Source organism: Halorussus salinisoli (genome assembly GCA_005239435.1).
In the GTDB taxonomy this organism is placed as follows: domain Archaea; phylum Halobacteriota; class Halobacteria; order Halobacteriales; family Haladaptataceae; genus Halorussus; species Halorussus salinisoli.
This window is the reverse complement of the sequence record SZNP01000009.1, coordinates 85,307-108,221: the sequence shown is the minus strand read 5'-3', so window position 1 is coordinate 108,221 and position 22,915 is coordinate 85,307. Positions and strand designations below refer to the sequence as shown.

The 22,915-nt window shown below is 64.3% G+C and carries 19 protein-coding genes, 1 tRNA gene and 1 pseudogene; 10 read left to right on the top strand and 11 right to left on the bottom strand.

Annotation, left to right across the window (positions count from 1 at the left end; genetic code table 11):
* Window positions 1-65: 65 nt before the first annotated feature.
* Window positions 66-260: a cold-shock protein gene (locus tag E2484_RS21695; RefSeq protein WP_137287284.1), complete on the bottom strand. Its 195-nt coding sequence runs from the start codon at window positions 258-260 to the stop codon at window positions 66-68.
* Window positions 261-621: 361 nt separating this feature from the next.
* The gene (gene metG, locus E2484_RS21690) at window positions 622-2,790 is read right to left on the bottom strand and encodes a methionine--tRNA ligase (protein ID WP_137287283.1); all 2,169 of its coding nucleotides are present in this window, start codon (window positions 2,788-2,790) and stop codon (window positions 622-624) included.
* A 590-nt stretch (window positions 2,791-3,380) separates the two neighbouring features.
* Between metG and E2484_RS21685 the strand changes: the two genes are divergently transcribed.
* The 6 genes from E2484_RS21685 to E2484_RS21660 all read left to right on the top strand — a co-directional run bounded on the left by E2484_RS21685 (window position 3,381) and on the right by E2484_RS21660 (window position 10,315).
* A complete protein-coding gene (locus E2484_RS21685) occupies window positions 3,381-4,139 on the top strand; it encodes a GTP cyclohydrolase III (RefSeq protein WP_137287282.1) in 759 nt (252 codons plus the stop codon).
* A gap of 312 nt (window positions 4,140-4,451) precedes the next feature.
* Window positions 4,452-5,051 carry a CBS domain-containing protein gene (locus E2484_RS21680; protein ID WP_137287281.1) on the top strand — a complete coding sequence of 200 codons (600 nt, stop codon included), beginning with the start codon at window positions 4,452-4,454 and terminating at the stop codon, window positions 5,049-5,051.
* 128 nt (window positions 5,052-5,179) lie between these two features.
* A complete protein-coding gene (locus tag E2484_RS21675; RefSeq protein ID WP_137287280.1) occupies window positions 5,180-6,622 on the top strand; it encodes a branched-chain amino acid ABC transporter permease in 1,443 nt (480 codons plus the stop codon).
* Window position 6,623: 1 nt separating this feature from the next.
* Window positions 6,624-8,567, top strand: a complete 1,944-nt coding sequence (locus tag E2484_RS21670; RefSeq protein ID WP_137287279.1) for a branched-chain amino acid ABC transporter permease — start codon at window positions 6,624-6,626, stop codon at window positions 8,565-8,567.
* Window positions 8,564-9,568 (top strand): ABC transporter ATP-binding protein, encoded by a 1,005-nt coding sequence (locus tag E2484_RS21665; protein ID WP_137287278.1) that lies wholly within the window; start codon window positions 8,564-8,566, stop codon window positions 9,566-9,568. The genes E2484_RS21670 and E2484_RS21665 overlap by 4 nt, the downstream gene beginning before the upstream one ends.
* Window positions 9,569-9,571: 3 nt before the next feature.
* Entirely contained in the window at window positions 9,572-10,315 is a 744-nt protein-coding gene (locus E2484_RS21660; RefSeq protein WP_137287277.1) for an ABC transporter ATP-binding protein, read from the top strand.
* 14 nt (window positions 10,316-10,329) lie between these two features.
* Here the strand turns inward: E2484_RS21660 and E2484_RS21655 are convergent, their stop codons facing one another.
* The 3 genes from E2484_RS21655 to E2484_RS21645 form a co-directional block, all read right to left on the bottom strand.
* Window positions 10,330-11,589: an ABC transporter substrate-binding protein gene (locus E2484_RS21655; protein ID WP_137287276.1), complete on the bottom strand. Its 1,260-nt coding sequence runs from the start codon at window positions 11,587-11,589 to the stop codon at window positions 10,330-10,332.
* Between the two features lie 108 nt (window positions 11,590-11,697).
* The gene (locus E2484_RS21650) at window positions 11,698-12,993 is read right to left on the bottom strand and encodes an ABC transporter substrate-binding protein (RefSeq protein WP_137287275.1); all 1,296 of its coding nucleotides are present in this window, start codon (window positions 12,991-12,993) and stop codon (window positions 11,698-11,700) included.
* A gap of 168 nt (window positions 12,994-13,161) precedes the next feature.
* The gene (locus E2484_RS21645) at window positions 13,162-14,430 is read right to left on the bottom strand and encodes an ABC transporter substrate-binding protein (protein ID WP_137287274.1); all 1,269 of its coding nucleotides are present in this window, start codon (window positions 14,428-14,430) and stop codon (window positions 13,162-13,164) included.
* A 146-nt stretch (window positions 14,431-14,576) separates the two neighbouring features.
* Here E2484_RS21645 and E2484_RS21640 point away from each other — a divergent pair, with 146 nt between their 5' ends.
* The 3 genes from E2484_RS21640 to E2484_RS21630 all read left to right on the top strand — a co-directional run bounded on the left by E2484_RS21640 (window position 14,577) and on the right by E2484_RS21630 (window position 16,352).
* Window positions 14,577-15,776: a phosphoglycerate kinase gene (locus E2484_RS21640; protein WP_137287273.1), complete on the top strand. Its 1,200-nt coding sequence runs from the start codon at window positions 14,577-14,579 to the stop codon at window positions 15,774-15,776.
* Entirely contained in the window at window positions 15,777-16,259 is a 483-nt protein-coding gene (locus tag E2484_RS21635; protein ID WP_137287272.1) for a GNAT family N-acetyltransferase, read from the top strand.
* 19 nt (window positions 16,260-16,278) lie between these two features.
* Window positions 16,279-16,352, top strand: a tRNA-Thr gene (locus E2484_RS21630).
* Between the two features lie 248 nt (window positions 16,353-16,600).
* On the opposite strand, the pseudogene E2484_RS21625 reads toward E2484_RS21630, so the two are convergent.
* From E2484_RS21625 to E2484_RS21600, 6 genes and pseudogenes are all read right to left on the bottom strand, one after another.
* A pseudogene (locus tag E2484_RS21625) lies at window positions 16,601-16,798 on the bottom strand (DUF7344 domain-containing protein); the annotation flags it as partial.
* 528 nt (window positions 16,799-17,326) lie between these two features.
* Window positions 17,327-18,715 (bottom strand): outer membrane protein assembly factor BamB family protein, encoded by a 1,389-nt coding sequence (locus tag E2484_RS21620; RefSeq protein ID WP_137287270.1) that lies wholly within the window; start codon window positions 18,713-18,715, stop codon window positions 17,327-17,329.
* An 83-nt stretch (window positions 18,716-18,798) separates the two neighbouring features.
* The gene (locus E2484_RS21615; protein ID WP_137287269.1) at window positions 18,799-20,088 is read right to left on the bottom strand and encodes an outer membrane protein assembly factor BamB family protein; all 1,290 of its coding nucleotides are present in this window, start codon (window positions 20,086-20,088) and stop codon (window positions 18,799-18,801) included.
* Between the two features lie 204 nt (window positions 20,089-20,292).
* On the bottom strand, window positions 20,293-20,505 hold the full coding sequence (locus E2484_RS21610; protein WP_137287268.1) for a hypothetical protein: 213 nt from the start codon (window positions 20,503-20,505) through the stop codon (window positions 20,293-20,295).
* Window positions 20,506-20,637: 132 nt separating this feature from the next.
* On the bottom strand, window positions 20,638-21,492 hold the full coding sequence (locus E2484_RS21605) for a ubiquinol-cytochrome c reductase iron-sulfur subunit (protein ID WP_137287267.1): 855 nt from the start codon (window positions 21,490-21,492) through the stop codon (window positions 20,638-20,640).
* Between the two features lie 293 nt (window positions 21,493-21,785).
* Complete coding sequence (locus tag E2484_RS21600) at window positions 21,786-22,010, bottom strand: TrmB family transcriptional regulator (protein WP_137287266.1); 225 nt, start codon at window positions 22,008-22,010, stop codon at window positions 21,786-21,788.
* Window positions 22,011-22,267: 257 nt separating this feature from the next.
* On the opposite strand from E2484_RS21600, the gene E2484_RS21595 reads away from it, so the two are divergent.
* Complete coding sequence (locus E2484_RS21595; RefSeq protein ID WP_137287265.1) at window positions 22,268-22,909, top strand: DUF7500 family protein; 642 nt, start codon at window positions 22,268-22,270, stop codon at window positions 22,907-22,909.
* Window positions 22,910-22,915: the final 6 nt, after the last annotated feature.

The following is a 22,915-nucleotide window of genomic DNA, read 5'->3' as shown; positions in this document are numbered from 1 at the left end:
GCTCGTCGAAATAGTCGTACTGAAAAAGCGCGTTCGTCCGCCGTCAGGCGGCCTGAAAGCGAGATTTAAAGTCGCGTCAGATTCGTCGCGCGGGGGCCCTTGTCGGCCTGTTCGATGTCAAACTCTACGTCAGTTCCCTCTTCGAGGTCCGGGCCGCCGATGTCTTCCATGTGGAAGAACACGTCGTCGTCCGCGTCGTCCGTCGAGATGAAACCGTAGCCGCCTGTGTCGTTGAAGAAATCAACGTTGCCTTCTGCCATTGCAATTGTACGGACGCACGTTATATGGATAAGTCTTGGGTAATCCGTTTCTTAGAGCGCGAGATATTTGGACGATTATATCCACAACACAGGTTCGAGTGGCTGAACGTGACTGAACGGTCACCTCTGGAGGGAATTACGCTCGGTTCCGCTGTTCCGGCGCTGTTTCTGTAGGGTTCGGCTATTATCGACCGCCAGTCGCGGCCGCCGGGGTTGTCGGACCGTTCGATTATCGGGCTGCTCGGATTCCGAACTACTCGGTAAGCCCGAGCAGGTGGATAGCTCTCCAAGACTCGAAGCGGTCGCGTCCAAGCCGATAGAAATGGTGGAAGGCTACTAACCGAACCTCCGTGCCGGGAAGTTACCGAACCTTCGTGCCGGGAACGCTATCCTCGTGGGTCGTCAGGAGGTCGGCGTTCTCGCCCGCCGCGAGAACCATGCCGTTGCTCTCGACGCCGAACAGTTCGGCCTGCTCCAGATTCGCCACGACGACGACCTTCGTGCCCGGGAGTTGGTCGAGGTCGTGGAGTTGCTTGATGCCCGCGACGATTTGGCGGGTCTCGACGCCGATGTCCACTTCGAGGCGCGCGAGGTCGTCTGCGCCCTCGATGGGTTCGGCGACTTCGATTTCGCCGACGCGAAGGTCGAGGTCCTGGAACTCTTCGAAGCCGATGCGGTCGTCGTTCAGGGGTTCGAGGTCTTGTTCGCTCACGGTTTCTCCCTCCTCACTCTCGTCGTCTTCGTCGGCGTCTTCCGTAGCCGCTTCGATTCGCTCCTGCAACTTCTCGTCGAGTTCTTCGACGCGTTCGTCTTCGATCTTCTCGAACAGTTCGTCGGGTTCGCCGAACTCGCCCGGCGGCGATTCGAGGCAGGCGTCGAGGTCGGCGTCGTGGACCGACCCCGATTCGCCCAACTGCTCCCAGAGTCGCTGGGCCTTGCCGGGCAGGATGGGGGCCGAGAGCACCGCGACGGCCTTGGCGACCTGCACGCAGTCGTAGATGACCTGTTCGGCGCGCTCGGGGTCGTCGCCCGTGAGGTTCCACGGTTCGTTGCGCTGGATGTACTCGTTGCCGAACCCGGCCAGCGCGACGGCGGCCTCGCCCGCCTTCTTGAGCGAGTAGTCGTTGACCGCGGCCTCGAAGTTCGCGACGGCTTCTTCGATGCGCCCGGCCACCTCGTCGGAGGTGTCGGCTTCGGGCGCGCCGTCGTAGTTGCGGGCCGCGAACAGGAGGCTCCGGTAGGCGAAGTTGCCGAGCGTGCCGACCAACTCGCCGTTCACTCGCTCCTGGAACTTCTCCCACGAGAAGTCCACGTCCTGCTGGAAGCCGCCGGTCGTGGTGAGGTAGTACCGGACCAGGTCGGGGTCGAACCCTTCGTCGAGGTAGTCGTCGGCCCAGACCGCACGGTTGCGACTGGTCGAGAAGGCCTGGCCGTCGAGGTTGACGAAGCCGCTGGCCATGACCGCCCGCGGTTCGTTGTAGCCCGCTCCGCGGAGCATCGAGGGCCAGAAGACTGTGTGGTGCTGGATGATGTCCCGGCCGATGACGTGGACGATTTCGCCCGTGTCGCTCGCGTCCCACGTCTCGGCGTCGGTCTCGCCGTCGGCACCCGCCTCGGGCGCGCCCTCCTTCCAGACTTCCTCCCAGTCGAAGGTGTCCGCGCCGACGCGCTCGGTGTACTGCTTGGTCGAGGAGACGTACTCGATGGGGGCGTCCACCCAGACGTAGAGGACGAGGTCTTCCTCGGTCGTCCCTCCGTCCTCGCCGTCGCCCGACTCGTCACCGTCGCCGGGGTAGTCGATTCCCCAGTCCATGTCGCGGGTGATACAGAGGTCCTGAAGTTCGCCCTCGATCCACTCGCGGGGCTGGTTGCGGGCGTTGGAGGTCCCTTCGAGTCGGTCGATGAACCCCGCGAGGTACTCCTGGAAGTCCGAGAGGCGCAGGAACTTGTGCTCGCGGGTGCGGTACTCGGCGGGGTTGCCGGTCAGCGTCGAGTGCGGGTCCTCGATTTCGCCGGGTTCGAGGTGGCGCTGGCACCCCTCGTCGCACTCGTCGCCGCGGGCCTTCGCGCCGCAGTACGGGCAGGTGCCCTCGACGTAACGGTCGGGGAGTGGCTGGTCGGTCTCGGGGTCCCACGCGACCTGAATCTCCTTCTCGAAGACGTGGTCGTTCTCGACCCACGACCGGACGAACGCCTGGGTGAGTTCGGTGTTGGTCTCGTCGTGAGTGTGACTGTAGTTGTCGAACTCGACGTTGAACTTCGGGAAGGTCGCCGCGTACTTCTCGTGGTGTTCCAGCGCGAACTCCTCGGGTGAGACGCCCTTCTTCGCCGCGTTGACGGCGACGGGCGTCCCGTGCATGTCCGACCCGGAGACGAACGCGGTCTGCTGGCCCAGTTTCTCTAGCGCCCGGGCGTAGGCGTCACCGCTGATGTACGTCCGGAGGTGACCGATGTGGAGGTCGCCGTTCGCGTACGGCAGTCCACACGTCACCACCGCTGGCTTCTCCGTGGGGAAGTCGTCGTGGCTCATACTATCCAATCCTCCTTCGCGGGTGTAAAACCCGCCGATTTCCGTGTTCGTGCATCGTGTCGAGTCGTCGGTTTTCGCGTCGATCGGGATACGACTGGCTGGCGATTCGAACTGCCGGTCGGGTTTCGCCACCGCAGAAACCGTCCGTACCACGGTCCGGGCAGGTCCTCCCGACGCTACGCGAGACTACGCATAGCGCGGGCGGACGCCGTGGAGTGGACCGCGGCTAACACACCCGTGAGTCTGGTCCGCCGATAGTTAAGCTTTCCGAACGGTCCGACTGCCGATGTTCGGCGACGCGTAGGCTTGCCGTCCGGACCGCGCCGGGAGGACCGAAAGAAGCCGGTCACGCGAGCGGTATGCGGCGCGAAGCGCCGCGAGCGAACGTGACCTCGGAAGTCACGTGCCCGCGCGGCGAAGCGAGCAGGACCGTCTTCCGGTGTCCGCTCGTAGGCCGGGGTTGTCGAAAACGAACTCTCTGCAACTCCGTCCGTAGCTATCGGACTACTCCGTATCTTCGTCTCCAATTCTGGAAACACTATCAGAATTAGGATGACTTATTAACCATCGAACCGAAACCCCTGACAACAGTGACGAACGCGCAGATTACGCTGATTCAGATCGACAACTACGGACCGTGGACCGTGACGCCCGAACCGCGCCGGGAAGTAGACCTCCAGACCCTCCAGTCGCGCCTGTACGCCGACCTCTCGCAACTTGTCGGCAACCGCGAGGGGTACGTCTTCTTCACCCGATTCGACAACATGATCGCGGTGACGAACGGGATGGACGAGGCCGACCACGCGCTCGTTCAGGAGTCGGTGGCGAACCGCTACCCCGTGACCGTCAGTTTAGGCGTCGGCGTAGACCCGAGTCCCGTCGAGGCCCTCTCGGCCGGCACCGAACACATCCAAGACGCCGGGAGCGCCCAAGAGGCCGACCGGACCGAAATCCTCCGAGGCAGGACGCTGGACCCCGACGAGCGCACGGACGACGACGTGCAAATCGCGCACTTCGACGTGAACGACGCCACCGGGAAGTACACCGACCAGATGAACGCCTTCGACTCGTTCATCCACATAGAGCAGGGCTACGCCGAACTCATGCAGTACATGCGCCGGGCCCACGACGCCCTCTCCTTTTTCGTCGGTGGGGACAACGTCATCGCGGTCTGCCCCGACTTGGACGTACCGGCCTACGAGGACGCCATCCGGCACGTTCGGGACACCGTCGAAGTCGAACTGAAGGTCGGCGTCGGACAGGCCGCGGATCCCCAAACTGCTGGAATGGCGGCCAAGCACGCGCTCGAAGAGTGCCGCGACGACGGCGACCGAGTCGTCATCGACTGACGGCGCTCGTCGACTCGGTTTCCGTCGCTTTCCGCCGTTCGGTGATTCGTCTCGGAGGTAGGCTTAGCTGTCTTTGAAGGGTGTATTTATTTTCTCTAGACGACTCTGTGTTTCTTTAGTGACCGTATAGATTCCTGAGGGACAGGAAGAAAAACGTGAAGACAGCTACTTCTCTCGCCGGTGAGTACAGCACGGCCATCGACCCGACCTTCGATTCGACCCGTCTGCCCTCGACAACTACTAACGTATGCTCGTCGCGGGCTTAAACCTGCCGGGGATACCTTTTAGATTGCCAGTGACAATCGTTCTCACATGGAAGGCGAAGTGACTGTCCGGGACGTCATGTCTCGGGAGTACGTCGGCGTTAGCGAATCCGATACGGTTCTCGGAGCGGTCAGACTCATGCACGAAGAGGGAGTGGGGTGCGCTATCGTCCTTCGGGGAAGCGACCCGGTCGGCATCGTAACCGAGTCTGACGTTCTCGCGCTGGTCGCCGAGGAGGGCGACCCGGCCGAGACCGAGGTATCGGCGGTGATGTCCGAACCCGTCGTCTCCGTGAGCGCCGACCGGGAACTGTCCGACGCCGCGGCCACGATGTCCCGCGAGGACATCCGCCGCCTGTCCGTCACGAACGACGAGGAACTCGTCGGTCTCCTCTCGGAACGCGACGTGATTTCGGCGTCGGCGTCGCCCGGCGTCCCGTCGTTCCGCGGAGGGTCGCCACACGAGGTCGGCGGCGAACCGATGGGCGACGAACGGTTGAGTAGCGACCCCGCCGAGGTCATCGCCGACGACGGGGAGGACCGATACGAGTACTCCGACCGGAGTATCTGCGAGACGTGTGGGACGTTGAGTCGGGAACTCACGAACGTCAACGGGCAACTCATCTGCGCCGACTGCCGGGACGTGTAACCGCTCGACTCTGTCGTCCTGTATTTTGACCCGTCGGAGTGTTAAAAAGCGCAAGACACAAATAGGTCGGGCTTGCGAGATACGATATATGGTAGGTTGTGACAAGCAGACATACGAGGTGGTTACGCATGCCACCTAGCACTGGGTTGGCAAACGCTGTTCTGACGGGATTAGTCACGGGTAGCATCGTCGCACTCGGCGCTATCGGACTGGCGCTGGTGTACAACATCGCGGAAGTGCCGAACTTCGCGCACGGCGAACTCCTCATGCTCGGGGCGTACATGGCGCTGTTCGTCAACAAGCCCGACACCGTCCCGGTGTTCAAGGAACTCGTGACGGCCTCCCGGACCCTCGACGCCCTCGGGTTGGCCGTCCTGTTCGTACTCGCCGCCGGGTCGGCGCTGGCCGCGGTGTACTTGCTCGGCGGGACGCCCGCCCTGAAAGGGTCGTGGTGGCCGGGCGACCCCAGTCCGGCGCTCGCGCTCGGGGTCCACGCCCTCGCCGCCACGGTCCTCGGCGTCGGCGTCACGCTCGGCTTCCCGTCCATCTGGGCCGGACTGCTGCTCTCGGCGCTGATGCTGGCGTGGATCGCGCCGTTCCTCGAAAAGGTCGTCTTCCAGAAGTTCCGCGCGAAGGACGCTTCGCTGGCGACGATGCTCATCGTCACCCTCGGTCTCTCTTTCGTACTTCGATTCGGCACGCAGGCGTTCTACGGCGGACAGGTCCGGACCTACGTCGTCCCCCAAGTCGGCAACGTGTTCGGCTACGACGTGGGCCTGTCGGCCGCGAAGTTCTTCGACTTCTACGTCACCGGTGGCGGTCTCACGATGCACGTCATCGACACGGGACCGACCCCCGACGAAGCGATGTTCACCGCGACGTACTCGTGGGTCGCGCTCCTCGGACTGGTCGCGCTGACGCTCGGGGCCGCCTTCGCGGTCTACCGCTGGCGGAGCGGCGGAGCCGAGGGGTACGGCACCAGCCACACCGTCGGGCCGAAACTCAGCGGGGCCGTCGCGGGCGTCGTGACGTTCACTGCGCTCGTGTTCCTGCTCGCTGGCGGCGGGTCGGTTCCGAACTCGTCGGCGCTCTCGACCCGAATCCGCATCTCGGTGATGCGGGCGTCGGTCATCTTCATCGCAGTCGGGATGATGGCGTCGCTTCACTTCCTGCTACAGGAGACCAAACTCGGAAAGGCGATGCGGGCGTCCAGCGACAACATCGACCTCGCCAAGATCACCGGCATCAACACCGACCGCGTGATGATGGCGACCTGGATCATCGCCGGGGCGTTCGCGGCGGTCGGCGGTGTGATGCTCGGCGTCCTGTTCAGTCAGTTGACGGTCAACATGGGATTCTTCCTCCTGCTTCCGATGTTCGCCGGGGTCATCCTCGGCGGTCTCCAGTCGGTGTACGGCGCGATTCTCGGAAGTTACATCGTCGGTCTCTCGATGGACGTCGGCATCTACGCGATTCCCAACATCGGGTCGACGTACCGCATCCCCATCGCGTTCGCCATCCTGTTCGTCGTGTTGTTGGTCAAACCGGAAGGCATCACGGGAGGCTCATAACATGGCACTATCATCCAGCCTCGTATCACTCGGCATCATCGTGGGTATCTACGCGATACTCGCACTCGGATTGAACATCAAGTTCGGCTACACCGGCCTGCTCGACATCGGACACGTGGCGTTCTATCTGGTCGGTGCGTACGTCACTGCGCTGTTGGTCTTGCCGTCGGCCGACACCCAGCAGTTCGCCACGTACGTCCTCGGGTGGAACTGGCCGTGGCTCCCGGCCATCGCGGCCGGGACGGTCGTGGCCGGACTGCTCGGCATGCTGGTCGCGCTCCCGGCGATACGGCTCCGGGAGGACTACCTCGCAATCGCGGTGCTGGGAATCTCGGTCATCCTGAAGCGCATCGTTCAGTCGGAGGGCTGGCTGGCGAACGGTCCCGGGTCGCTCCGCGGGTTCGACCAGCCGTTCCGGAGCCACTTCCCGATTCCCGCCGACACGCTACAGGCCGCCGTACTCCTCGGGTTCGTCGTCTTCGTCCTCTGGACGGTGGCGACTCATCTGCTCGCCCAAGTCGGTACCGGTCGCGGGACCGAGGTCGCGACGGACGGCGGAGAGAAGACGGGGACGGACGCCGGGCCGAGGGCCGACGGCGGCGTCACTGCGGGCCGCACCATCTCCGGCACGCCCGGAATCGGCGGCTGGGTCGTCGACGGACTGCTCGCGCTGACGACCCTCGGCGTCGGCTACGTGGCGGCCCGGCGCTCGCGGATGCAGACCAGCGAGACCGAACAGCGCGTCTTGCTCGGCGTGGGAGCGCTCTTCGGTCTCGCCGGTGGCGTCGTCACGTGGCAAGCGTTCGAGTGGTGGACCGTCTTCGACGTGAATCTCGACTGGCTGTTCGGTCTCGTCGTCTTCGCCGCGGTCACCGCGGGATTCTACGGCGCGAACCGGCGGTACGCCCCGCTGGCAGGTGCCGTCACCGCGACGGCCGCCTTCGGAGTTGCACTCGTCGCGGGCGAATCGCCGATGGTCGCGTTCGTCTTCCTCGCGGCGCTGTCGCTGTTCGTGTGGGTGTTCGGCGTCGTCGCGGTCGTGCGCCGGTACAGCGACCTCTCGGGACGCGACTTCGGCGTCGCGCTCGGTCTCGCGGTCATGTTCGTCGCGTGTTTCGCCCCGCTCATCGTCCTCGGTGGCGGGTCGGGCGACGCCATGAGCAGCGTCGGTCTGTTCGTGACGATGGGCCTGCTCGTGGCGTTCCTCTACGGCGTCTACTACCTCGGGACGAACTGGGAGCGGTTCGGTTCCGGCGTGGCGTTCGTCCGCATCGTCGGCGTCGGCGCGATATGGCTGTTCGTCATCCGGTACTTCGTGATGGCCAACATCGTTCCGCTCCAGCGCGGCGGCGTGGGAGCAGTCGTGGACAACACCGTCCAGAACCTGGTGTGGCTCATGAAGTTCCAAGCGGGAACCGCCGTCTTCGACTACTCGCGGTTCCTGCTGGTGCTCACGCTGGCGTCGCTGGGGATGCTGTACTACCTCTCGGAGATCACGGTCGAGTCGCCGTTCGGCCGAGTGCTGAAGGCCATCCGCGAGGACGAGGACGTGGCGACGTCGCTCGGGAAGAACACCTTCGCCTACAAGGTCCAGAGCATGATGCTCGGGTCGGCGCTCGCCGGGTTCGCCGGGGGCCTGACCGCCATCTACTTCCAGAGTCTGGTCCACACGATGTTCGCCCCGCGCGTGACGTTCATCGCGTTCCTCGCGCTCATCATCGGTGGTACCGCTAACAACAAGGGGATGATTCTGGGCGCGACCATCTACTGGGCGTTCCAGAAGGCTACCGCCGACATCGCGGCGTTCTTCCCGACGGCGGCGCGCTCGTCGGTGCAGGCGCTCCGGCTCGCGTTCATCGGCGCGCTCCTCATCGTCATCCTCTACTACCGTCCCGAAGGGCTGTGGGGCGAGAAACGAACCGTCGCGGAGGTGGCAGAAGAATGAGCGAAACAGTCGAATCCGAACACGAAACGCACGGCACCGGCGAATCGATACTCGAAGTTGAGGGGTTGCGCAAGACCTTCGGCGGCATCACGGCCGTCGACGGCGCGACGTTCGAGGTCGAGGAGGGCACCGTCACGGGGCTCATCGGCCCGAACGGGGCCGGAAAGACCACGACGTTCAACCTCATCAGTGGGTTCTACGAACCCGACAGCGGTGATATCCGGTATCGCGGCACCGACCTGCAGGACATCATGCGCCCGAGCGAGACCGAGCAAGGCATCTGGATGAGCGCGTCCGGAATGACCTTCGGCGGTATCGGTCTCGCGGCCGCGGCGTCCGCCGGCGTCTCCACGCTCGGACTCGGCGGCGCGGCGCTCGTCGGGGCGGGTCTCGGCGCTGGCGTGTATCAGGCCGAGGAGAAAGTCAAGAACGACTACCTCGACGTCAAGAACAGCCGTCCGTTCCGGGTCTCACAGGCGGGACTGTCTCGGACGTTTCAGTTGACCCGCGAGTTGCAGGGGCTAACCGTGCTGGAGAACCTGATGCTCGCACCGCAAGACCAGCGCGGCGAGAGTCTCACCAACGCGTGGCTCCGTCGCGGAGCGGTCGCCGAAGAGGAAGACGAAGTTCGTGACCGAGCGGTCGAGATGCTCGAGTTCCTCGAAATCGACCACCTCACCAACGAGTACGCGGGCAACCTCTCGGGCGGCCAGCGCAAACTGCTCGAACTCGGTCGGGTGCTGATGACCGACCCCGACCTCATCCTGCTGGACGAGCCGGTGGCCGGCGTCAATCCCGCACTGACCGACAAACTGCTGGAACGAATCGAGAGCCTGCGCGAGCAGGGCTACACGTTCTGCATCGTCGAACACGACATGGAGGTCATCATGAACCTCTCGGACACCATCATCGTCATGGACCAAGGCAAGAAACTCATGCAAGGGACGCCAGAAGAGGTACAGAACGACCAGCGAGTTGTGGACGCCTACCTGGGGGGATAATCGATGGCGCTACTCGAAGCCCGCGACATCGTCTCGGGATACGGCGACGCCCAGATTCTCCACGGCGTCTCGATGGACGTGAACGACGACGAAATCGTCTGCATCATCGGCCCCAACGGCGCGGGCAAGTCCACGTTCATGAAGGCCGTGTTCGGTCTCATCGACTGCTGGGACGGGTCGGTGACGTTCGACGGTGAGCCCATCACCGACCTTCGGCCGGACGAGATCACCCGCGAGGGGATGTGCTACGTCCCGCAGGTCGACAACGTCTTCCCGAACCTCACGGTCCGGGAGAATCTGGAGATGGGCGCGTACATCTTGGACGAGATGCCCGACGACGCGCTCGACGAGGTGTTCGACCGCTTCCCGATTCTGGAGGAGCGCCAGAACCAGAAGGCCGGGACGATGTCGGGCGGACAACAGCAGATGCTCGCCATGGGCCGGGGCCTGATGGTGGACCCGGACCTGATGCTCGTGGACGAACCGAGCGCGGGACTCGCCCCCGACCTCGTGGACGAGGTGTTCGAGAAGATTCTCGAAATCAACGCGTCGGGCACGGCCATCCTGATGGTCGAGCAGAACGCCCGGAAGGCGCTGCGGAACTCCGACAGGGGCTACGTGCTGGAGATGGGCGAGAACCGCTTCGAGGACACCGGCGAGGCGCTACTGGACAACGACGAAGTGACCGAACTCTACCTCGGTGCCGGTGGCGGCGGCGACAGCGGCGAAGCCGCGACTGACGACTGACCCCGCTTCTCGGCCTACAACTGTCCCTCGAATTCGGACCGGGGAATCGTCTCTAGCTTCTCCGTCGAGCCGTCTTCCTGTACCTGCAGGATGGCGAACTGGTTGAGCGGTTCGAGCTTCTCGTTCAGGTCCACGGGGCTCGACGCGCCCTGATAATCGATGTCCGTACCGTTCGCCAGCAGGTCCTTGGCCTTCTGGAACTCGCCGACCGTGACCGTCTCCCCCTCCCGGGAGACCGACCGGATGTTCCGCGCGATAGCAGTCCCCGAGGCTTCGCCCGCGGCCTCGATAGCGAGCGCCATCAAGAACAGCGCGTCGTAGGCGTGGGGCGCGAACAGCGTGGGCGAATCGCTCCCGAACTTCTCCTGGAACGTCTCGGCGCCGGTAGTGGCCTCGGGGTCCGGGGAGGCCATGAACATCCCTGCGACGATATCACTGAGTTCCGTCAGGAAGCCAGGGTCGTTCAGGCCCTCGCTGAGGACCCACTCGCCGCCGTAGCCGCCGTTGTTCCACTGGTTCAGGATCGTTCGGCTCTCGCCGGGGAAGCCGACGAACCCGATGGCCTCGGGGTCGTTTTCGAACAGCGAGTCGAGCGTCGACGTGAAGTCGGACGCCTGTTCGTCGTACGGTATCATCCCGACCGTCTCGCCCTCGAACGCCTCGCTCGCCTTCGAGGCCAATCCCTCGCCGTACGGGTCACCGCGGAAGAGGAACGCGGCCGTGTCTGCGCCGATGAACTCGTCGGCGCTGAGGATGCGTCCCATCACGATGCCCTGCTGGCCGTCGTTCGGGGCGGTTCGGCCGAAGTATTTCACCGATTCGTCCTCGTTGAAACCGATCTCGGAGAGGACTGGCGTCGTACTCGCGTTGCTGACCTGCATGACTCTGTCCTGTGCGACGTTCTGGGCGAGCGGCGTCGAGACGGCACTCGCGGCCCCGCCGACGAATCCGACGATGTTCTGCTCGTTGACCAGCGTGTTGTACTGCTGGATAGCCTGCGACGGCGCGGTCTGACTGTCGGTGTTCGACACGTTGATGCGCCGTCCGAGCGGTCCGTCGGCGTCGTTCACGTCCTGCGCTGCCAGATTGACTGCCTCCTGCATCCCGCTGCCGAAGGCGCTCAGGTTCCCCGTGATGGGGAGTATCGACCCCATCTGGACGGGGCCGCCCTGTGTCGCGCTCGCTGACGTCGACAGCCCCGTCAGTCCGGCCACCCCCGCCACCGTTACGCCCTTCAGGTAGTGTCGTCGCGTCGTCGAATAGCTCCCTGGCATCTCGGGGACAGAGACGATTACTGGCAGTATAAATTCGTCTAGCTCGTGCGGGTGGTTAGCATAACCGCTGTCCGCTGGCGCTCGCTCGAAAAAGTCGGCGTGAGAGGATTACCCTTGCGTCGTAGTCGTTTCGCCGCCACCGCCGCCGAGTTTCCCCTCGAAGAAGCTCCGCGGAATGGTATCCAGCGTCTCGAGCGACCCGTCGTCCTGCACCTGCATGATGGCGAACTGGTTGAGCGGTTCGAGCTTCTCGTTGAGGTCCACGGGACTCGACGCGCCCTGATAGTTGATGTCCTCGTCGTTGTCCAGCAGGTCCTTCGCCTTCTGGAACTCGCCGACGGTGACGGTCTCTCCCTCGCGGGAGACCGACCGGATGTTCTGCGCGATGGCTTGCCCGGACGCTTCGCCCGTTTTGTGCATGGCGAGCGCCTGCAGGAAGAGGCCGTCGTAGGCGTGGGGCGCGAACAGCGTTCCCGCCTGGTCGCCCATCTTCTCCTCGAAGGTGGACTGTCCCGGCGTCTGCTCGGGGTTCGGCGACGCGAGGTACATCCCCGACGTGATGTTGCTCAGTTCACTGAGGAAGCCAGGGTCGTTCAGGCCCTCGCTGAGGACCCAATCGCCGCCGTAGCCGCCGTTGTTCCACTGGTTCAGAATCGTCCGGCCGTTGCCGGGGTAGCCGATGAATCCGACCGCGTCCGGGTCGTTCTGGTACAGCGAGTCGAGCGTCGAGGTGTAGTCGCTTGCCCGCTGGCTGTAGCCGACCATCCCGACCGTCTCGCCCTCGAACGCCTCGCGGGCGAGCTCGGCGAGTCCCTGTCCGTAGGGGTTGTCCACGAAGAGGAACGCTGCGTTGTCCGCACCGATGTACTGGTCGTCGCTGAGGATGCGACCCATCACGATGCCCTGCTGGCCGTCGTTCGGAGCGGTCCGGCCGAAGTACTTGAGCGACCGGTCCTCGTTGTAGCCGATCTGTGCGAGTGCGGGCGACGTGCTGGCGTTACTCACCTGCATCACTTGGTCGGCCGCGACGTTCTGAGCCAGCGTGACCGAGACCCCGCTGGAGGCCGCGCCGACGAACCCGATGATGTTCTGCTCGTTGACCAGCGAGTTGTACTGCTGGATACCCCGGGACGGTTGGGTCTGACTGTCCGTGTTCGTCATGTTAATCTGGCGGCCCAACGGGCCGCCCGCGTCGTTCACGTCCTGTACGGCGATGTTGACCGCCCGCTGCATCCCGCTTCCGAACGCGCTCAGGTCCCCCGTGATGGGGAGTATCGATCCCATCTGGATGGGGCCGCCCTGTCGGGCACCCGCCGACGTTGACAGTCCGGTCAACCCGGCCACCCCCGCGGCCGTCGCGCCCTTTAGATACGTCCGTCGCGTGGTTCGATATTTCTCTGACATCTCCGACGTATCACACGACGCGACAGTAATAAACAATTGTGTATGATTACCGGGGTACGACCGGATAGTTCAATCGGATTCTGGAAGCGACCCGGAAGAAAGCGGCGTATGCGCACGATTCGACCGCCGGAAAAAGGGAAGAGCGACGTCTCGGACGTTTTGGCTCGATTACAGTTTCCCTTCGAACCACGAGCGTTCGATGCTCTGTAACTCTTTCCGCTCGGCCTGCTGAATTTGCATGATGGCGAATCGGTTGAGCGGTTCGAGCGAGTCGTTCATGTCCACGGGACTCGACGCGCCCTGATAGTTGATGTTCTCACCGTCGTCGAGCAAGTCTTTGGCCTTCTGGAACTCGCCAGCGAACACCTTCTTCCCGTCGCGTGACACCGACTGGAAGTTCTTGGCGATGGCTTGCCCGGACGCTTCGCCCGCTTTGTGCATGGCGAGCGCCTGCAGGAAGAGGCCGTCGTAGGCGTGGGGTGCGAACAGCGTCCCGGCCTGGTCGCCCATCTCTCCGTCGAACGTGTCCGCGCTCTTCGTGGACTCGGGACTCGGCGACGCGAGGTACATCCCGTCGGTGATGTCGCTGAGGTTCTCGAAGAACCCTTTGTCGTTCAGGCCCTCGCTGAGGACCCACTCGCCGCCGTAGCCGCCGTTGTCCCACTGCTTGAGGATGGTCTTCCCGTTGCCGGGGTAGCCGACGAACCCGATGGCGTCGGGGTCGTCCTCGAACAGTTTGTCGAGAGTCGAGGTGTAGTCGGAGGACTTCTTGTCGTAGGGCACCGTCGCGACGGTCTCGCCGTCGAACGCCTCCTTCGCCTTCTCCGCCAACCCTTCGCCGTAGGCGTTGGCGACGTGGAGGAACGCGGCCTTGTCCGCGCCGATGTACTTGTCCTCGTTCATGATGCGGCCCATCACGATACCCTGCTGGCCGTCGTTCGGGGCGGTCCGGCCGAAGTACTTCGTGTCGCCGTCGTAGCCGATCTCCGCGAGCGCCGGCGTGGTGCTGGCGTTGCTCACCTGCATCACGCCGTCGGAGGCGACGTTTTTGGCGAGCGGCACGGAGACGCCACTGGAGGCCGCGCCGACGAAGCCGACGATGCTCTGCTCGTTGACCAGCGACTTGTACTTCTGAGACGCCTTGCTCGGTTTGGTCTCGCTGTCTTTGTTGTGGACCTTTATTTCGCGTCCGAGCGGTCCGCCCGCGTCGTTGATGTGTTTTTTCGCGAGGTTGACCGCTTCCTGCATCCCGTCACCGTAGGCGCTCAGCGCACCTGTAATCGGCAGAATCGACCCCATGTGGATGGGTTCGTCGCTTCCGCCATCGCTTCCACCCGAAATGCTGCCGATACATCCGGAGAGACCGGTGAGTCCGGCAGCACCGACCGCGGCCGTCGTCTTCAGATACGCGCGTCGCGACTTTTCCATGCCTGTCATAGTCTATCAGTAGGTCTCACACCGGCTATAAAAAAGTTTGCAAGTTGTGAACCCAACGCACGACCTCTGAAAGTTTACTCGGAAACGAATTTTTATTTGTCACTCAGCCCGACACATATATCACTCGGGCTGTCGGAGTCACGTACATGCCGATAGAGACCCTGGACGACCTCGCCGTCCAAGGGACCACGCTCGGAGTGCGTATCGACATCAATAGCCCGCTAACTGACGACGGCGCGCTCGCCGACGACGCCCGCTTGCGCGCCCACGTCGACACCCTCTCGGAACTGTTGGAGCGCGGCGGTCGGGTGGCCGTCCTCGCCCATCAGGGTCGTCCCGGTGGCGACCAGTTCCGGAACCTCCGCCCGCACGCCGACCGCCTCGACGAACTGCTCGACGCTCCGGTCGGGTACGCCGACGCGACCTTCTCGGCCGACGCCCGCCGGACCGTCGAGAACCTGAGCGACGGTGAGGCCGTCGTACTGGAAAACACCCGTTTCTACAGCGAGGAGTACATGGAATTCCCGGCCGACCGCGCCGGCGAGACCGAACTCGTCAACAGACTCGTCTCCGTCCTCGACGCCTACGTCAACGACGCCTTCGCCGCGGCCCACCGCTCACAGCCCTCCATCGTCGGATTTCCGGCCCGGATTCCGGGCTACGCGGGCCGGGTGATGGAGCGGGAACTCGACGTTCTCGGCGATATCGAGGGGACGCCCGAACCCCGGACCTACGTCATCGGCGGTGCGAAAGTGCCCGACTCGATGGCGGTGGTCGAGAGCGTCCTCGAACGCGGTATCGCCGACGAGGTGCTGACGACCGGCGTGGTCGCAAACGTGTTCCTGCTGGCCGACGAGACCGACCTCGGCGACGCCAGCGCCGACTTCGTCTACGAGCAGGGCTACTGGGACGAAATCGACCGCGCGGCCGACCTCCTCGACGAGTACGGCGACCGCATCCGACTCCCCGCGGACGTGGCGGTCGAGCGCGACGGCGAGCGCCACGAAATCGCGGTGGACGCGCTTCCCCCGCGAGAGGGCGAGGCCGCGATGGACGTCGGGACGGAGACGATCGATACCTACGCAGAGGTCGTCCGGAACTCGGGCACGGTCGTCCTCAACGGTCCGGCCGGGGTCTTCGAGGACGAGACGTTCGCCCGGGGCACTCGCGAACTCTTCGAAACTGCCACCGAGGCGGAGTACAGCATCGTCGGCGGTGGCGACACGGCCGCGGCCATCCGGAAGTTCGACATCGACGGGTTCGACCACGTAAGCACGGGCGGCGGCGCGGCACTCAACATGCTCACGGGCGAGGACCTGCCCGCGGTGGAAGCACTCCGAGACTGAATGGTCACCATCGAACTCGGGAGTACCGAAGACGCGGACGCGGCGGCCGACTGCTGGGTCGAACTGGCCGCCGACCAGCGCGAACTCGGCTCGCACCTGCTGGCCGACGAAAACCACACGACCATCCGTGAAGCCTTCACCCAGAGCGCAGTCGCCGACGAACTGGTGGTGGCGCGAGACGACGCGGACGAACTCGTCGGCTTCGTCACCTTCGGCATCGAGTCGAACAGCTACGAGCAGGACGCGACCCGCGGTCTGGTCCAGAACATCTACGTCGTCCCCGACCGCCGCGACGAGGGCATCGGGTCGGACCTGCTTCGGGCCGCCGAGGAGAGACTGGTCGAGTCGGGCGCGGACACCCTCGCGCTCGAGATGATGGCCGCCAACGACGACGCCCGGCGATTCTACCGACGCCACGGCTACGCTCCTCACCGAATCGAACTGGAAAAATCGGTCGAAAGCGATACGCTCACAAAGGAGTAGCCAGAAGGTGGCGGTACGCGCCAGGGGAGCTTGGGCGGTTCAAGCACCCGACTTGTAATCGGGAGTTCGTGGGTTCAAATCCCACCCCTGGCTTCCTGACGCTGTCCCTTTCGACAGCGACGGAAGCAGTTCGGTGGCGATTCGAATCCTGCCAGTCGCATCTCGCGCAGGGAGGGAAACGACCGAGCAAGAACGTCTGATTCCGGTTCACTATCCACCCCTGGATTCGAATCGAGATTCACACGCCTCGATTTCCACCTGGGTTTGTTCACACGCCCCGATTTCCACCTGGGTCTGCGCCTCCGGCTTGCCGGAGGCGCTCGCCCGAGTCGTTCGAAATTTCACGCGTAGAACGCGGTCAGTTGCTCGCGGAGACTGGCCGTCGTGTCCGGGGCGACCCGAGCCGAGTCGTTCAACCAGTCGCAGACCGCGTCCAACTTCGAGGTCGGAACCACCGTGTCGTCGTCGTACTCTACGACGCCAGCGTCGACCAAGTGCGGCAGGTGGTCGTCGCGGAGCGCGATGCACACCTCTTCCCGTGCCGTGCAGTCCGAGGCGACGTCGGTTCCGACGCCTCGGTCGCCAGTTGTTGGCGGGAGACCGGACCGGTCTCGTCGAGGACGACGACGATGGTGCGTCGGTGTTCGTTACTCAGTAGGCCGAGTGCTGTTTCGAAATCCATGGGTAGCGGGCTGACGTGCTACTGGGATCGCGTGGTGATAGTCGGCCAATTTATTCGAGCTCTAATCAATCCTACTACTGTTCACATTCGTTGCACGAAATCCGCGCCCTCACTTAAAATGAAACGGTATGGGAGTCTGACGCCGTTTTAAATATTTCACTGCTCTTTGGTCGAGTAGGCGGTGACAGACCGCCTCGACGTGCTTCGACTCGCGTGCCAGAGTCTACGTCGAACTGCGGATTTGCCGGACGACTCCCATAACTCCATTTCGCCTGTGACGCGATGGGTCTCCGCCGGGCGCACACTACTCGCTCGGCGACCCGCCGACGCTCGGTGTCCGGCCGGAGCGCACGGCCGGAACAGGGGGAAGACCTGTCGTGCGGCTTCAGGCCGTCTCGTTTTCGTACGACAGCGCCGCGACCCGGCCGTCGCCGTACATCGTCAGAATCTCGGGTGCCGGGTCGTCGTCTACGTCCGCGAGCGTCGGATGCGTCCAGAGTGGCGTCTCGCGCTCGTACGACGCCAGTATCTCGCCCGACTTCGGGTCGACGACCGCGACGCTCCCGTCGTTCGACGCCGCGACCAGTTCGTCGTCGCCGTCGTCGTCCACGTCGCCGAGGACCGGCGGCGGCGTCATCTGGGCGTTGACCGTGGTCAGACTCGTCGTCCACTCCACGTCGCCGGAGACCGCGTCGATAGCCCGGAGATTCCCGTCCCGTGCGGTCGCGTACACTTCGCCGGTCCCGTCGTCGTCGCCGTCTCCGACCGCGTGGACCGCGGCGTACGCGCCGAACGACTTTCGCCAGACCAGTTCTCCGTCGTCGCCGTCGAACAGCGAGACGTTCCCGCCGGAGGTGGCCGTCACGAGTTCCGCCGGTGAGTCGTCGTCGACCTGCCCGGTCGTGAACCAGGTCACGGAGTCGCCCGCGCCGACCGACCGGTTCCACGCGATGTTCCCGTCGTTGTCGAGCATGACGAGTCGGCCGTTGCCGAGTGCGACCGCGAGTTCGGGCGACTGGTCGCCGTCGAAGTCCTCGACGTGCGGTTGGCCCCAGACGTAGTCGGCCGGGAGTTTACGAGTCCAGACGGTCTCGCCGCCGGACTCGTCCGACGAATCTCCGCCGCCGGTAGAGTCGCCGTCGGGTCGGACGACGAAGACGGTCCCGTGAACGTCCACCACGACGACCTCGGGTCGCGCGTCGCCCGTGAAGTTGGCCACGACCGGCCGGGTGTAGCCGTAGGCCGAGAGGTTGCGTTCGAACGTCACGTCGCCGGACTTCGAGTCGAACGCCGCGACCGTCTTCTCGGTCGAGGTGGCGAGGACTTCCGGCACGCCGTCGCCGTCGACGTCGGCCAGCGTCGGGTCGGCGATGGAGTGGATGGTGCAGTTGGCCGGCGGGACGTCGTAGGTCCAGCGAACGTCACCGTCGGTCCCGTTCAGCGCGACCAGTCCGCACCCGGAGGACGCGCTCGTGGCGGCGTTCGCCGTCGCGCTCCCGTGATCGTGCTGGTGGCCGTGACCGGCGTCGTCGGCTTCGCCGCTGATGGGCGCGAACACGAGCGGTCGGTCGCCGACAGTGCCGCCGATTGCGACGTGGTGGTTCCCGGTGATGTTCCGGCCCGTGTCGCTGACCCAGTTGGCGGTGAGCGTTCGCTGCGCTCCGGCGTCGGTTCCGCCGTCCTGCGAGGTGACGACGAGGCCGACGCCGACCAGAACGACCGACGCGAGGACGGCGACCGCGACGAGAGTCGCCTTCGATTTCGGTGTAGGCATGATAGGAAGTAGTCACCCAGTCCGAGGTGCTTCCCCGATGGTCGGGGTGCGAGCAAAATAAGCGCCTCCATTCCGCGACGGAGTCAGGATAGCACGGGACCGAACCCGTGGAAGGCGTCGCGGGCGCTCACGTAGACCGCCCCGTCGACCGGCGTGACTCCGTAGATGTTCCGACCGATAGTGTCCTCGATCTGTACCTGTTCGGTTCGATGCGACCAGAGAACGCCCTCGCCATCGCCCTCGGCGTCGAGCGCGAAGAGCGTCCCACGGTCGGTCGCATATATCACGTCACCCACGCGCGCGACCGGCGTCCCTTGGTTGCCGAGGGTCGTCGTTCGCGTCCCGTCGCTCGAATCGAGCGCGACGACGCCGCGGTCGGTCCCGACGTAGACCGTCCCGTCCGCGACGACCGGCGGTTCGCCGTCGAGTCCGGATGGCTGGAATCGCCAGTGGACCGTTCCGTCCGCGGCGTCGATAGCGAACAGTTCGTCGTCCTCGTCCCGATAGGCAACGACGTACACCGTTCCGTCGGCGACGACGGGGGCCGACCACTCGTCTCCGGCGTCGCCGACCACGAACAGGCCCGCTCCGGTCGCGGCGTCGATTGCGTGGAGTCCGTCGCGGGCCACGACGAAGACGCGACCGTCGGCGACTGCCGGCGCGGACTTCGATTCGCTCTCGGTGTCGTAGCGCCATCGCTGGTCGCCCGACGCCGCGTCGAAGGCGCGCAACTGTGCCGGAACCGATTGGTAGCCACCGCTGTTGACGAACACGGTGTCGTCGCTGACGGTCGGCGCTCCGTGGATACCGTCCATCTCGGGGCCGCGCCACAGCACTTCGTCGCGGTCGGCGGCGAGGCAGAACGCTTCGACGAACGTCGTCACGAAGACTCGTCCGTCGGCGACCGTCGGCGGCGAGTTGATGCCGTACCCGACGAGACCTGTCGCCGAGCGAACCGAGAGGGTCCCGGGGTCGCGCCGGGTGAGCGCCCCCTCGTCGCGTTCGTAACCCGAGACGTTGAACAGCGCGTCGTCGCTCACGCTCGCGGGGCCGCCCGCCCGGAGTCGCCAGTACTGCTCGCCGTCGCGGAGACCGTCTCCGTCGGGGTTGTAGCCCGTATTTCTCGCGTCGAATCGGTACGTGGGCCACTCGCCGGACGCCGGGAGCGCGGGCGCGCCGGGCGGCGTCTCCGTCACGCGCTCGTCCGGGCCGGTCGTTCCGGCGGTCGTCTCGCCGTCCGTCGTTGCCGTCGTCGAAGGCGGTGGCGTCGTGGTCGAACCGACGGGTCGTCGCTCGCCCGTACAACCTGCTAATCCGAGCGACCCGACCGTGACCGCCCGGAGGAACGCTCTTCGGGAGCGGGAGGGGACCATAGTTCTGCTATTCGAGCGTGTCGGTAAATGTTTTCTCGTCGACCAAACGGCGGCGTTCGAAGACGCTCGGCGTCTCTCCGACCTCCCGAGGTGGGGAAATGATATCCTTGCCTAAAGGCGTAAAAATACTCCTATTATAGCTATATGTTTATCTAAGAGACGGAGATATCGACGTGAGGTCGAAATTCGAACGAAGCGACCGGGTTACTGGAACTTTCCGACGTTCGAGAAATCGTCGTCCTTACAGGTCGAACACTCGTTCGGCTTCGAGATGAAGACGGCTCCACAGCCCTCGCACTCGTAGAGGTCGGGGCCGTCGTCGTCCCGTACGGTGGCGTCTCCCTCGTCGGCGTCGGAAGCCGACGACCGCGTCAGGCGCTTGACTCGGTCGACGGCTGCGTAGAGCAGTTGCTTCAATGTGCGTGGATGGAAACTGGTGGTACAAAACGTTTGTTGCCGTCTAGGCTACCTGACACGTCAACGTCCCGAACGGGCGACGTTCGTCCGACGAGACTGCGCCGGGTGTCGTTCCGGTAATCTACGGAACGCTCAGTTGTCCTCGGGACGCGGGAGCGCCACGAACGACAACTGCACGATGCTGAACGGGTCGTACACCGACTGGTGGCACTGGCAGTAGATTTCGTTCGCCGCGCCGAACTTGGCACTGTCGGGAAGCGTCTTGAATCCGGGCACGCAACAGAAGTGGGTACACTTGTTCAAGTTCGCGAGGAACCCTTCCTCGGTGCTGGCCGAGAGCCACTCGTCGCCTCGGTCTGCCATCCGCTGGATTCGTGGACTCCGGATTATCTGCACCGGCATCGTCCCGCTCGCGGGCACGTCCTGCGAGCGCCACGTCGCCAGCGCGGGCTTGCCGAGACCGCTCTCGCCGATGCCGTTGCCCCACGTCTCGTAGTCGCTGAAGTCCTCGACGTTGACCTTGTCGCCGGGTTCGACCTCCTCCTGTTGCCATTCGTAGGGGGGCGACCCCGAGTACCGGAGGAAGTTGTCCTGGTCGGCGTCGGGTTCGACGCCGGGGTACGTCTGGACCCCGCAGTACTGGAACCACTCGCTGGAGTAAGTGATGCCGCCAAGTTGCATCTCGGCGACCGTTATCTCGCGACCTTGCTCCGTTACGGTCTCTGGTTCGGGCCAGACGCCCTTGAGGAACCCCTCGTCGTCGATTTCTATCGGAATCTGGGGCATCCCTCGGGGTGCAGGTCCGGCGGTGTTCTCGACACCGAAGTACTGGATGATACCTCCGCCCGCGCCGGTCGGTGCAGTGGCAGAGTTGATGCTCGCGGCCGCCGCGGTGCCGATGCCCGTGAGTGCGGCGCTCCCGACGACGCCCTTCACGAACCGGCGTCGGCCGGACTCCTCGGGATACTTGTCGTCGGCGTCAGCCATACTGGACTCCTCCGAGCCGAATCGCGCTATCGATTACCATGACTCTCTCCCCATCAGAGAACTGTGCGGGTTCCGCGCCAAAAGGACTGTCGGGGGTCGTCGGCCGCAGGAATCCGACCGTCACGCAGTAGTCGGGTTCGTTGACAGGAGCCACTGTCTTTTTGGTGTTGCCGTGTGTCTCATCGCGTATGCCCCTTTCAGCAGACGAGCGTGAACGCATCAAGCAGTTCGTAGACACACCGCGCTACGAGCGCACGCCGGACCAACTCTGCCCCGAAGAGGAAGAAGAGTAGCTACTCGGCCACTGCGAACCGTTCGTCCCGCTTCTCCACGAGACCGCGTTCTCGAAGCGTCCGAAGGATGCTGAACAGCGTGATCTTCTTGACGTCGAGGTCCGCCTGTAGTTCGTCTATCGACGCCGCCGCGGGCCGAAGGTAGAGGTACACTAGTTTCGCGCGCGGCGACTCCAGTTCCGTCGGCAGTTCTCTCGCAGGTGTCGTCAGTCGTTGAACGCTCATTTCGGTATTGAATTCCAGTAGTTCGACGATAATAAATCCCTCTTACAACGATCGTCGAAACCACCGGAACCGTTCGGACGCCGACCGCGGTCTGAAAAATCGACGGCGAGAGGCGGGTCCGACGGGCGGTCGTTCGATGTCTAGCCGAGATTTCCGACGCTCAGTGAGGCGGTGACTTCGCGCAAACCGTCGAACGCCTCGTAATTCGGAGGAATCAGGCGGTGGGTTTATGTGAAATCGAACGGAATCGGTTCCCAATGAGTCCGACGCCGGACGACGGCCGGGACCCCGACGAACGGACCGCCTTACGGCCGAACGAGGCCGCGAGTGGCGACGACGGGCCGGCGCTGTCGCCGGACGAACTCGACATCGAAGACGAAGAGCAGGTCGTGTCGCTGGACGAAGATCGGTACGTCATCGGTACCGACGCCCGACCCGACGTTCCCGACGACGCTCGCGGCGGTGACTCGGCGCGCACGGGGGATTCACAGGACGAGTCGCGCCCGGCGGAGGACGGCCCGAGCGACGGACCCGCGGACTCCAGTGCGGTAAAGCAGTGGCTCGAAGACGACTTGCAGGGAACGAGCGCCCGGTACGGGTTCCACGTCAGCGCGAAGTCCGACAACGCCATCAGCCACCAGCAGACGTTCTCCGACGACGTGGGCACCGTCTTCGACAGCCTCCTGCGCTGGTACGCCCAGCAGTTGACCACCGAAACCGCCGTCGAGGACGTGTTGGGCATCCTGCTCACCGAATCGAACGTTCGGGTGCGCTACTCGCCGTCGTGTCTGCAAACGATTCTGGAGACCTACGACCTCGGCCCGGACGACACCATCGCCGACCTCTTCGAGGCGGTCCAGGACGACCGCGGCATGGTGTTCCCGCCGGAGAACGTCTGAAACTGG